The organism is Hydrogenophaga sp. GW456-12-10-14-TSB4, assembly GCF_059424305.1.
Map to the genome: position 1 here is coordinate 18465 of NZ_JBWKZH010000068.1, position 11904 is coordinate 30368.

Genomic DNA, 11904 nt, shown 5'->3' on the forward strand with positions numbered 1-11904 from the left:
ACCCGGCGCTCACGCGGCCTTCTTCACCATCTGTTCCACCCACTCGCGCGGCGCCATGGGGAAGCCCAGGCGCTCGCGGCTGTCGTAATAGCTCTGCGCCACGGCGCGCGCCAGGTTGCGGATGCGGCCGATGTAGGCGGCGCGTTCGGTCACGCTGATGGCCCCACGCGCGTCCAGCAGGTTGAAGCTGTGCGCGCACTTCAGCACCTGTTCGTAGGCGGGCAGCGCGAGCTGTTGCTCCATCAAGTGCTTGGCCTGTTTCTCGTGCGCGTTGAAGGCGGTGAAGAGGAAATCGGCGTCGCTGTGCTCGAAGTTGTAGGCCGACTGCTCTTTCTCGTTTTGCAGGTAGACGTCGCCGTAGCTCAGCGTGTCGGTCCACTTCAGGTTGTAGACGTTGTCCACGCCCTGCAGGTACATGGCCAGGCGCTCCAGGCCGTAGGTGATTTCGCCGGTGATGGGCTTGCAATCAATGCCGCCCACCTGCTGGAAGTAGGTGAACTGCGTGACTTCCATGCCGTTGAGCCAGACCTCCCAGCCCAGGCCCCAGGCGCCCAGCGTGGGGTTTTCCCAGTCGTCCTCGACGAAGCGGATGTCGTTCTTCTTGAGGTCGAAGCCCAGGGCCTCCAGGCTGCCGAGGTAGAGCTCGAGGATGTTGCTCGGCGCGGGCTTGAGCACCACCTGGTACTGGTAGTAGTGCTGCAGGCGGTTGGGGTTCTCGCCATAGCGGCCGTCCTTGGGGCGGCGGCTGGGCTGCACGTAGGCGGCCTTCCAGGGCTCGGGGCCGAGCGCGCGCAGGAAGGTGGCGGTGTGGCTGGTGCCGGCACCCACCTCCATGTCGTAGGGCTGGAGCAGCGCGCAGCCCTGAGCGTCCCAATAGGACTGCAGTTTCAGAATGATGTGCTGGAAGGTCAACATGGAAAAGAAGCCGGGAACGGAGCCCGGCCAAGGGATGGTCTGGGTGGGGGCGTGGCGCGGCATCGCGCCTGGAATGCCCCAAGTGCCCGATTTTACGGGTGCGCTCAGCGGCGGCGCGTGCGCCCGCCTCGGCGCCCCAGGTTGCGGGTGGAGGCGATCAGCAACGCCAGCACCGCGCAGCCCACCCAGAGGGGAGCCAGGCCCCAGCGCGCCGTCCACTGCGCATAGGGCGTGAGGCCGCTGCGGCCCTGCACCGAGGCTTCCAGCCGGCCGCGCGTGAGCCGCTGCAGCTGGTGGGTGACCTGGCCCTGGTGGTCAATGACCGCCGTGGCGCCGGTGTTGGTGGCTCGAAGCATGGGCCGGCCCAGCTCGATCGCACGCAACCGCGAGATGTGCAGGTGCTGGTCGATGGCGATGCTGTCGCCGAACCAGGCGATGTTGCTGAGGTTGACCAGCACGGTCGGTGCCGCCGTGGGGTCGCGGAACGAGGCCGCGAGCTCTTCGCCGAACAGGTCTTCGTAGCAGATGTTGGGTGCCACACGCTGCCCGGCCAGCGCCCAGGCCGGCTGCGCCAGCGCACCCCGGTTGAAGTCACCGAGCGGGATGTTCATGAGGTCGGTGAACCAGCGGAACAGAGGCGGGATGAACTCGCCGAACGGCACCAGGTGGTGCTTGTCGTAGCGGTAGAGGCCGTTGTCAGGCGAGTCCAGCCGGGCCAGGCTTTGCAGCCGATGGGCCGACCCCGAGTTGAGTCCCCAGACCGAATTGGTGTAACCCTGCTCCAGACTGCCCAGCGGCAGCCCCACCAGCGCGCCGACGCCGGTGCCGGCGGGCTGCTCGGCCAGTTGCCCGAGCAGGGGCTGCCAGAAGTCGGGCCCGAGCTGGCCGGGCAACAGGGGAATGGCGGTCTCGGGCGCCACGACCAGTTGCGGGCCGGTGGTCGAGTTGCGCGCGGCATGGACCGCTTCGGCGATCTGCGTCGGGTACCAGTTCAGGGCCTGGGCCACACCGGTACCGGGCTCGAACTTCTGGTCCTGCGCGATGTTGCCTTGCAGCAGCCACACCCGCAGTTCCCCCGAACCGGCGGTGTCCCGGTGCCCCAGGCCACGCCACGCCGAGCCGCCGCCGAGCAGACTGACCAGCAGTGCGCCGACCAGCAGGAACAGGGCCAGCGAACGCAAGACCCCGGGCCAGCCATCGGCCAAGCCAGGCACGAGCCGCGCCTGCACCCGAGGCGCGGGTGCCACCACCCGCACACCACCCGCCGCCCGCCCCGCCGGACGGCTGACCGGGGACTGTATCCAGACGCTGAAGCGCCGCCAGGCGCCGGAGATGAGGGAGGCCGCCGAATAGGCCAGCAGCGCCGCCAGGAAACCCATGCCGTACACACCCACCAGCGGCGCCCAGGGTGCCATCAGGTCCACCTGCGCGTACCCGCCGGCACCCCAGGGAAAGCCGGTGAACCAGTGGCCGCGCGCGAGCTCCGCCAGCGTCCAGAGCGAGGCGAACATCAGCCCCTGCGCGGTGCGCGACAGCGGTGCCCAGGCACACAGGAAACCGACCACCACCGCGTAATAGATCGACAACAGCCCTGCCAGTGCGAGCACAGCGAGCACCGCCAGCCAGGCGGGCAGGCCGCCGTAGGTGTGCAAGGAGATGAACAGCCACCAGAAGGTGCCCGCCAGCCAGACGGTGGAGAACACCCAGCCGCGCCACACCGCCTGGCCCACCCGGGTGGCGTATTGCAGCGCCAGCACGAGCAGCGCCAGCGACGCGATCTGCCACCAGCCGTTGGGCTGGCCTTGCACCGTGCCCGGCAGGCTCCAGCCCGCCAAAGGCCAGGCGATGGAGGCCGCCTGCAGGGCACCGCCCAGCAGGCACACGAGGAACCAGGCGAAGCCGCTGCCGCGTGCGCTGCGCCCGGGAGGGCGACGGCTCATCGGGTTGAAACTCGACGGCGTGTGGAGTGACCCGAAAAGGCTGCGCATGGGTTAGGTGGGTTCAGGCCTCGCCCGGCTGGGGCATGACCTTGAACCATTTCACGGCGCCGCCCTTGGTGTGCAGCACGGTGAAGCGCAGGCCGTCGAGTTCATGGACTTCACCCCGCTTGGGCACGTGGCCCATGGCATGGGCAATCATGCCACCGATGGTGTCGAAGTCTTCCTCGGACAACTTCAAACCGAAAGATTCGTTGATGCGCTCGATGGCCGTGTCGCCGCTCACGCGCCAGGTCCCATCGGCCAGTGCAAAGATGTCGCCGTCGTCTTCGGCCACATCGAACTCGTCCTCGATCTCACCGACGATTTCTTCCAGCACGTCCTCGATGGTGATGAGACCGGCCACGCGGCCGAATTCGTCGATCACGATGGCCAGGTGGTTGCGGTTGCCGCGGAACTCGCGCAGCAGGTCGTTGAGCCCCTTGCTCTCGGGCACAAAGGTGGCCGGGCGCAGCAGCGCCCGGATGTTGAGCGCGGGCGCACGCTGCAGCTTGAGCAGGTCCTTGGCCAGCAGGATCCCGATGATGTTCTCGCGCTCACCCTCGAACACCGGGAAACGCGAGTGCGCGGTGTCGATGACCAGATGCAACAGCTCGTCGAAGGGGGCATCGATGTCCAGCACATCCATGCGCGGGGTGGCCACCATGACGTCGCCGGCGGTCATGTCGGCGATGCGGATCACGCCCTCCAGCATGACGCGCGACTCGGCGTTGATGATGTCGTTGTCTTCGGCCTCGGCGAGGGTCTCGATCAGCTCGTCCTTGGAGTCCGGCCCGGGATGGATGAACTCCGCAAGCTTTTGCAGAAAACCACGTTTGTCGGCATGCCGCAGGCTGCGCTGCGGCCCGCTACTGGGGGGGGAGTCGGCCACTGAAGGTTGGGGGAGGTTGTAACAGCCCGGAAGGATACCCCAAGCGGGTGTCGGCGCGCAAAGCCGCGCGGGCTCTGCGCCCGGTCGGTCTCAGCCCCGGACCCGCTCGCGCGCTTCACGCACGCCCTGCCGGATCTCCTGCAGCACCGAGAGAATGCCCCAGAACTGCTTGGCCTGGGCCTTGAGGTGGTAGTCGGTGATGGCGACCTGCTCGTTGACGATCTCCGTCACGCGCGAATCGAAGTCCGCCGGCGGCAGCCGCAGATGGGCCTCCGACTCGGAGCCGTCGCGCTCGATCACCGCGCCGGCGCGGCGCGCGATCTTGAGCATCGCCGTGTTTTCCGACAGCGCGTGGATGAACAGCATGTGCACGCCCTCGTTGCGAGCGTGCATGACGGCGCGCTCGAACAGGCGGCCGCCGTAGCCCCGGCCGCGCGCGCTCTTGTTCACCGACACGCCGAACTCGGCGCAGCTGTTGTACTTGGGGTCCAGCGAAAACGCCAGGTGGGCCATGGCAATGAGCTCCAACCGGCGGTTGAAGATGCCAAAGAGCTCGTCGCGGTCGAAGTTGAGCTGCGCCACATAGCGGCGGATCTGCTCGTCATTGGCCGCGTAGCCGAAGCGCAGGTACCGGTCTTGCGAATCGAGTTCCAGCAAGTGCGCCTCGATGCGCGCGATCTGACCGGGACCGATCGACCGGATCGGCACCACCACCGGGCTCGACTTGTCCCCCTTCTCGGGGCCGCTGCCGGCTGACGACGACGCACGCACCCCGGCCTGGGCCTGAAGCGGCGTCGATTTGAACCAGCGGGTGGGATCAACCATGGGCAGGAATGTACGGGTTATCCCTATAACAACAAGGACGCAAACCCCTAAAGCCAGGGGAACCCGACGGACGGGGACAAAAGCGATCTCACAACGGCAAAGCCGTGGTGCTTTTCACGCGGTCCATCACGAAGCTGGTCTTGCAGTCCTGCACGCTGGGGTGCTTGAGCAGGGTGTCCATGATGAAACGCGAGTAGGCGGCCATGTCGGCCACCACGAGTCGCAGGTGGAAGTCCATGTCACCGGTCAGCGCGGCGCATTCCACCACCTCCGGCCACGACAGCACGCTGGCGCGAAACAGGTCCATGGGGTTGCGCTTGGCGCTGTCGGAGTGTTTCTCCAGCCGCACGCTCACGTGGGCGGTCAGCCCCAGCCCGACCGCCTCGGGCCGCACCAGCGCCACGTAGCGGTCGATGACGTGCGCCTCTTCCAGCCGCTTCACCCGCCGCAGCACCGCGCTGGCCGAAAGGCCCACCGCTTCCGCGATCTGGTCGTAGGTGGCGCGGCCATCGGCCTGCAGGCTGCGCAGAATGTGGCGATCAAGCTTATCGAGTGCTTCCATGTCCGCCATTCTGCAGGATTCCTGCAATTCAGACGAGTGGTGCGCCCCAAAACGCCGGAATCGTGACACCCTGCGCCGATACAGTGGCCCATCGCCACACACCACGGAGACTGCCATGAACACCCCCTTGCCCACCGCCGCCCAGACCGCCGCCACCACCTGGGAGAACCCCATGGGCACCGATGGGTTCGAGTTCATCGAATACGCGGCCCCGGACCCGGTGGCCATGGGTGCGCTGTTCGAGCGCATGGGCTTCAAGGCAATCGCCAAGCACCGCCACAAGGCCGTCACGCTGTACCGCCAGGGCGAGATCAACTTCATCATCAACGCCGAGCCCGACAGTTTCGCGCAGCGCTTTGCGCGCCTGCACGGTCCGAGCGTGTGCGCCATCGCGTTCCGCGTGGCCGATGCCAAGGCCGCCTACGAGCGCGCCATCTCGCTCGGCGCCTGGGGCTATGCGCAATCGGCCGGTCCGGGTGAGCTGAACATCCCGGCCATCAAGGGCATCGGCGATTCGATCATCTACTTCATCGACAAGTGGCGCGGCAAGAACGGCGCCAAGACCGGCGACATCGGCAACATCGGTTTCTTCGACGTGGACTTCGAGCCGCTGCCCGGCGCAGAGCTCAACCCCGTCGGCCACGGCCTGACCTACATCGACCACCTCACGCACAACGTGCACCGTGGTCGCATGGAAGAGTGGGCTGGCTTCTACGAGCGCCTGTTCAACTTCCGCGAGGTGCGCTACTTCGACATCGAGGGCCAGGCGACGGGTGTGAAGAGCAAGGCCATGACCAGCCCCTGCGGCAAGATCCGCATCCCGATCAACGAGGAAGGCAACGAGAAGTCGGGCCAGATCCAGGAGTACCTGGACCGCTACCACGGCGAAGGCATCCAGCACATCGCCATGGGCTCGACCAACCTGTACGACACGGTGGACGCGCTCGAACTCAGCGGCGTGAAGCTGCTCAACACCAGCGAGACCTACTACGAGCTGCTGCCCAAGCGCATCCCGAACCACGGCGAGGACCTTGAGGCCCTGAAACAGCGCAACATCCTGGTGGACGGCGCGCCCGGCGAGCTGCTGCTGCAGATCTTCAGCGAGAACCAGCTCGGCCCGATCTTCTTCGAGTTCATCCAGCGCAAGGGCAACCAAGGCTTTGGCGAGGGCAACTTCAAGGCCCTGTTCGAGACCATGGAGCTCGACCAGGTGCGCCGAGGCGTTCTCAAGGCCTGAGGGTTACCGCGATGGCCGTTGAACCCGTCGTCTATGGCGCCAGCGACCGCCCGCCGCGCGGCGACTACTCGCGCGCCCGGGGCGACTACACCTGTCCCCAGAACTGGGCCTCGTACACCGAGGCGGACCACGACACCTACCACCGCCTCTACGAGCGCCAGACCGCGCTGCTGCCGGGCCTGGCCTGCGATGCCTTCATCGAGGCTCTGCCCTCGCTGGGCGTGAAGGACCGCATTCCCCGCTTCGAGGAAATCAACGAACGGCTCAAGCCCGCGACCGGCTGGGAAATCGTGGCGGTGCCCGGCCTGATTCCCGAGCGGCCATTCTTCGACCTGCTCGCGAACCGCCGCTTTCCGGTGACCGACTGGATCCGCACGCCGGCCGAGTTCGACTACATCGTCGAGCCCGACGTGTTCCACGACCTGTTCGGGCACGTGCCGCTGCTGTTCAACCCGGTATTCGCCGATTACGTGCAGCGCTATGGGGCGGGCGGCCTGAAGGCGCACGACCTGGGCGCCGGCGAGCTGCTCTCGCGGCTGTACTGGTACACGATCGAGTTCGGCCTGATCCGCCAGCCCGACGGCTTGCGCGCCTACGGAGCGGGCATCCTGAGTTCGTCGGGCGAGCTTCGGTACAGCGTCACCAGCCCGCAACCCCGGCGCGTCGCGCTCGATCTGCTGCGCTGCATGCGCACGCGCTACAAGATCGACGACTACCAGGCCACGTACTTCGTCATCGACAGCTTCGCGCAGCTGTTCGAGATGACCGCGCCCGATTTCGCACCGCTCTACGAAGCCGTGCGATCGCTCGGCGACCTGCCCGCCGACGCCACGACGGCCAGCGACTCGTCCATCACCCTGGGGTGAAAGGCCAGCGCCACGTGGGCCGCGCCGGGCACCAGGCGGTTGTCGGCCCCGGGCAAGGTGGCCGTGGAGGTGGGGAACACGATGTTGTCAGCGTTCGAGTACCAGCACACGAAGTCGGCATAGGTGTCCTTGGGCCGGATCTCGGCTTCGCGCCGGAACAGGGCGGCCAGCCAGTCGCCGTCCTGCCGCATCTGCCGACCGTTGGCCACGCGGCTGAACCGTCCCAGCCACGTCCCCCGATGCGGACTGCCGATGGTGATGACCTTATGCACCGGCACCCCCGGCTCGGCCGCCCGCCACGCGCGCGCGACGAGCCCGCCCATGCTGTGGCACACCAGCACCGGAGGACGGCCCGTGAGGGCCTGGGCGCGCCGCACCGCGTCGCTCAACAACGGCACGTAGTCGTCGATGTCACCGAAGACGGGCTCCAGGTTGACCGACGCATAGGGCACACCCTGGCGGCGCAAGCGCTGCATCCAGGGCAACCACAAACCTCGGTTGCACACGAAACCGTGGACGAACACCACCGCCGGCACAGTGCCGTCGGATGGAACCGCGTCATCGGGCAGGCTCGCCCAGCGAAAGGGCTGGCGCCATGCAAACACCTGTGGGGCGACACGGACCTCCTGCCACCAGGCGCCCACCGTGCCCCGCCAGCCCGCCGCCGGCGCGGCATCGCCCCGGTTCACCCGGGCCGCCGCCCACCCTTCCAGACCGAGCACCAGCGCATAACCCCCCAGCGAAACCAGCGCGCCCATCCAGGCCACCGCCGGCGACCTGTTCCACCAGAAGGCCACCCAGGCCAGCACCAGCGCCACCGTGCCCAGCACCAGTGCTTGCTGCAAACGGGCCAGGCTTGAGCGGGGCGTTGGCCGAGAGGGGGTTGGGATGGAGGCGGGCATGGTCGAACTATCTCACGGAGCAGCCCGTCCGAATTAGACTGGCGTGTCGCCTCTGCCGGACCTCGCCATGACCCAGAACCCCAGTGCCGCCGACCGCATCCGCATGCACCTGGAGCGTGTCAGCGGATTGCGCCAGCAAGCTCGCACCGCAGGCCTCGACCAGGCGGTGCAAGAGGTGAAGCACCTGCAGGCCCGGCGCTTCCGGGCCACCTACGCCGACTTCCTGCAGCACCCCGTCTACGCGCCCGCCACCCGATTTTTTCTGGAGGAGCTCTATGGCGTGCACGACTTTGCCCGGCGCGACGCGCAGTTCGGGCGCATCGCGGGCGCACTCGAACGGCTGTTCCCGGAGGCCGTGGCCCAGCTCGCCGTCGACCTCGCCGAGGCCCATGCCTTGACCGAGGTGCTCGACCAGCAAATGGCCGTGCATTGGCTCACCCTGCACAACCTCCCGCCGGCCCTGCGTTACACGCGGTCGTGGCGACTGACCGGCGACCGCGAGGCCCGCGCACGCCAGCTGGCGGTCGTGCAGCACATGGGACGGGAGCTGCAGCGCCTCACCCGCATGAAGCCCTTGCGGCTGGCGTTGCGCATGATGCGCAACCCCGCTCGCGCGGCGGGGCTCGACGCCTTGCAGCATTTCCTGGAAAGTGGCTTCGACGCTTTCGCCTCCCTCGGCGACGCGGCCAACTTCCTCGACACCATCAGCGCACGGGAGTCGCGATGGATCGCCACGCTGTTCGACGACAGCGAGGCCGCCTGCAGTGCTGCGCTGTCCGCCGAACTGGAGCGCGCACCCGCGCATTGAGGTGCGGGCACCTCCTGTGCTTTGGGCGACAGCGCCTTAGGGCTGCCCCGGTATCCACCTGGGTGTCGGCTTGCCAGAATGGTCCTTCCACCTCTGTCATCGCGAACCCCATGACCCGACCCTGGCTCACCCAATACCCCGAAGGCGTTGCATCCGAGGTCACGCCTGAACATTACCGCTCGTTGACCGCCCTGCTCGAGGAATCGTTCAAGCAACACGCGCGCCAACCCGTCAGCGTCTGCATGGAACAGTGGATGAGTTACGGCGAGCTGGACGAGTTGAGCGCTGCCATGGGGGCCTGGCTTCAAGGCCGGGGCCTGGTTCCGGGTGCGCGCGTCGCCGTGATGCTGCCCAACGTGCCGCAGTTCCTGATCACCATGGCCGCGATCGTGCGCGCCGGCTACACCGTGGTGAACGTCAACCCGCTCTACACCGCCCGGGAGCTGGAACACCAGCTCAAGGACTCCGGTGCCCAGGCGATCGTGATTCTGGAGAACTTCGCCCACACGCTCGAGCAGGTGATCAACCAGACCTCGATCGAGCACGTGGTCATCGCCAGTCTCGGCGATCAGCTCGGGTTCTGGTACGGGCGCTGGATCACGTTCGCCGTGAGGCACCTGGCCAAGATGGTGCCGGCCTACAAACTGGCCCGAAACGGTCCGCTCGGCGAGCGCACCATCGTCAGCTTCCGACACGCCGTCGCTGAAGGCAGCGGCATGCGCCTGAAGCCCGGCAACGACACCCTGGATTCGGTGGCCTTCCTGCAGTACACGGGTGGAACCACCGGCTTGTCCAAGGGCGCGGTGCTGACCCACCGCAACATCATCGCCGCCATCCTCCAGGCCGAAGCCTGGTTCAAGCCGGCGCTGAACAAGGTGGGCGACCTGCGCCAGGTCAATGGCATCGCGGCGCTTCCGCTGTATCACATCTTCGCGCTCACCTTGAGCCTGCTGACCATCCGCTGGGGTGCGCACATGACGCTGGTGCCCAACCCGCGCGACATCCCGCAACTGGTCGCCACCCTCAAACGGCGCGCCTTCCATGTGTTTCCCGCGGTGAACACCTTGTTCAACGCTCTCTTGCAGAACCCCCAGTTCCGGCAGCTGGATTTTTCCAGCCTGGCGCTCTCGCAGGCCGGAGGCATGGCCGCTTCAGAAGGCACCGCTCGGCAATGGAAGGCCGTCACCGGCTGCACCATGATTGAAGGATGGGGCATGAGCGAGACCTGCGCCATCGGAACCAACAACCCGGTGACCAGCCAGCAGTTCAGCGGCACCATCGGCTTGCCCCTGCCGGGTATCGACATCGCGATCAAGGATGAGGACGGGCGCAGCCTGCCCCTGGGGGAGACTGGCGAGATCTGCATCAAGGGCCCCAACGTGATGTCGGGCTACTACGAGCAGCCCGAGGAAACCGCACGCGCCTTCACACCTGACGGCTTCATGCGAACCGGTGATGTGGGCGTCATGGATCCTCAGGGTTTCACCCGCATTGTCGACCGCAAGAAGGACATGATCCTCGTTTCGGGTTTCAACGTGTTCCCCAGCGAGCTGGAGAACGTCATCTCCCTGTGCCCCGGCGTGCTCGAATGCGCGGCCATCGGCATCGAGGACGACAAACAAGGCGAGGCCGTCAAGGTGTTCGTGGTGCGATCCGACCCGACCTTGCGCGAGGAAGACGTCGCCAGGTACTGTCAGGACAACCTGACCGGCTACAAGCGACCCAAGCTCATCGAGTTCCGGGACGAGCTGCCGAAGAGCAACGTGGGCAAAATACTCCGACGCGCCCTGCGCACGCCGGCGGCGCACTGAGCCGCCCTTTCCGGAATGCCCCTTCATACGCCCCCACCGATCGACGACACCCATTCCACACTCGCGAAGGCGGGTGTGACCTGCCTGGAAAGAGGCTGGCTGTCGGCCAACAACATCCTCATTCGAGGGAATGGTCCCACGGCGCTAGTGGATTCGGGCTATTCAACGCATGCCGATCAGACCGTGGCACTCGTCACGGCAGCCCTCGATGGAGCGCCGCTGGATCTGCTGCTCAACACGCACCTTCACAGCGACCATTGCGGTGGCAATGCCCAATTGCAGCACGTCTATCCCGCGCTGCGCACCCTCATTCCCCCGGGGCAAGCTGCGTCTGTCACGAACTGGGACCCGGTGGCCCTGACCTTTGAGCCCACGGGGCAGTCCTGCCCGCGGTTCAGACACGAAGGGCTGCTGACGCCTGGCACATCCATCCGCCTGGGCTCACTCAGTTGGGAGATTCATGCCGCCAAAGGCCACGATCCCCACTCCATCGTCCTCTTTCAAGCGGAGCATCGTTTGCTCATCTCCGCCGATGCGCTGTGGGAGAACGGCTTCGGCATCATCTTTCCCGAACTCGAAGGGATCTCGGCATTCGACGAAGTCGCGGACACCCTGGACCTCATGGAAGCGCTCGCGCCCACGACCGTTCTACCGGGACATGGGCGGGTGTTCAAGGATGTGTCTGGGTCGCTCATCCGCGCGCGCACCCGTCTGGAGCAGTTCGTCAGCCAGCCCGACAAGCACAGACGTCACGCCTTGAAAGTGCTCATCAAGTTCAAGCTGCTGGAATGGCAATCCGTCTCGGTAGATGCCTTGCTGGACTGGGTGCTGGCCACCACCTACTTCTTCAACACCATGCCGGAAACCGTTCGTGTCGACAGGGAGCAAACGCGCGAATGGCTGGGGGAGTTGCTGGCGGACCTGGAGCGAAGTGGGGCCTTGGTCAGAAACGGCGAAACCGTTGTCAATCGATGAAGACACGGCCAATGGATTGATGATCGCCACCGCGAGGCCCGGCAAATTCAGGACCCAGAATGACCAAACCCCCAGGTGTCGAAGACACGAGGGGGTTTGGGGGCTGTAAGAGCCTGACGATGACCTACTTTCACA

At 66.3% G+C, this 11904-nt stretch carries 11 protein-coding genes; 5 read left to right on the top strand and 6 right to left on the bottom strand.

All coding sequences use genetic code 11. The features are described from left to right. Positions 1-9 precede the first annotated feature (9 nt). From glyQ to AC07ZS_RS24680, 5 genes are all read right to left on the bottom strand, one after another. The gene (glyQ, locus tag AC07ZS_RS24660) at positions 10-915 is read right to left on the bottom strand and encodes a glycine--tRNA ligase subunit alpha (protein ID WP_297395311.1); all 906 of its coding nucleotides are present in this window, start codon (positions 913-915) and stop codon (positions 10-12) included. 104 nt (positions 916-1019) lie between these two features. Beyond that, positions 1020-2855 (bottom strand): apolipoprotein N-acyltransferase, encoded by a 1836-nt coding sequence (gene lnt, locus AC07ZS_RS24665; protein ID WP_494801165.1) that lies wholly within the window; start codon positions 2853-2855, stop codon positions 1020-1022. Between the two features lie 61 nt (positions 2856-2916). Then, positions 2917-3783 (bottom strand): CorC family transporter, encoded by an 867-nt coding sequence (locus tag AC07ZS_RS24670; RefSeq protein ID WP_494801166.1) that lies wholly within the window; start codon positions 3781-3783, stop codon positions 2917-2919. Between the two features lie 90 nt (positions 3784-3873). Continuing rightward, entirely contained in the window at positions 3874-4608 is a 735-nt protein-coding gene (locus AC07ZS_RS24675) for a GNAT family N-acetyltransferase (RefSeq protein WP_494801167.1), read from the bottom strand. Between the two features lie 88 nt (positions 4609-4696). Next, the gene (locus AC07ZS_RS24680) at positions 4697-5170 is read right to left on the bottom strand and encodes an Lrp/AsnC family transcriptional regulator (RefSeq protein WP_494801168.1); all 474 of its coding nucleotides are present in this window, start codon (positions 5168-5170) and stop codon (positions 4697-4699) included. Positions 5171-5285: 115 nt separating this feature from the next. Between AC07ZS_RS24680 and hppD the strand changes: the two genes are divergently transcribed. Both hppD and phhA read left to right on the top strand, forming a co-directional pair. Further along, positions 5286-6407 (top strand): 4-hydroxyphenylpyruvate dioxygenase, encoded by a 1122-nt coding sequence (hppD, locus tag AC07ZS_RS24685; RefSeq protein WP_494801169.1) that lies wholly within the window; start codon positions 5286-5288, stop codon positions 6405-6407. 11 nt (positions 6408-6418) lie between these two features. Next, a complete protein-coding gene (phhA, locus tag AC07ZS_RS24690) occupies positions 6419-7273 on the top strand; it encodes a phenylalanine 4-monooxygenase (protein WP_494801170.1) in 855 nt (284 codons plus the stop codon). Here the strand turns inward: phhA and AC07ZS_RS24695 are convergent. After that, a complete protein-coding gene (locus tag AC07ZS_RS24695; RefSeq protein WP_494801171.1) occupies positions 7195-8118 on the bottom strand; it encodes an alpha/beta fold hydrolase in 924 nt (307 codons plus the stop codon). The genes phhA and AC07ZS_RS24695 overlap by 79 nt on opposite strands. A gap of 124 nt (positions 8119-8242) precedes the next feature. Here AC07ZS_RS24695 and AC07ZS_RS24700 point away from each other — a divergent pair, with 124 nt between their 5' ends. From AC07ZS_RS24700 to AC07ZS_RS24710, 3 genes are all read left to right on the top strand, one after another. Further along, on the top strand, positions 8243-8983 hold the full coding sequence (locus tag AC07ZS_RS24700; protein WP_494801172.1) for an FFLEELY motif protein: 741 nt from the start codon (positions 8243-8245) through the stop codon (positions 8981-8983). A gap of 110 nt (positions 8984-9093) precedes the next feature. After that, a complete protein-coding gene (locus tag AC07ZS_RS24705; RefSeq protein WP_494801173.1) occupies positions 9094-10794 on the top strand; it encodes an AMP-binding protein in 1701 nt (566 codons plus the stop codon). Positions 10795-10809: 15 nt separating this feature from the next. After that, positions 10810-11769: an MBL fold metallo-hydrolase gene (locus AC07ZS_RS24710; protein WP_494801174.1), complete on the top strand. Its 960-nt coding sequence runs from the start codon at positions 10810-10812 to the stop codon at positions 11767-11769. Positions 11770-11904: the final 135 nt, after the last annotated feature.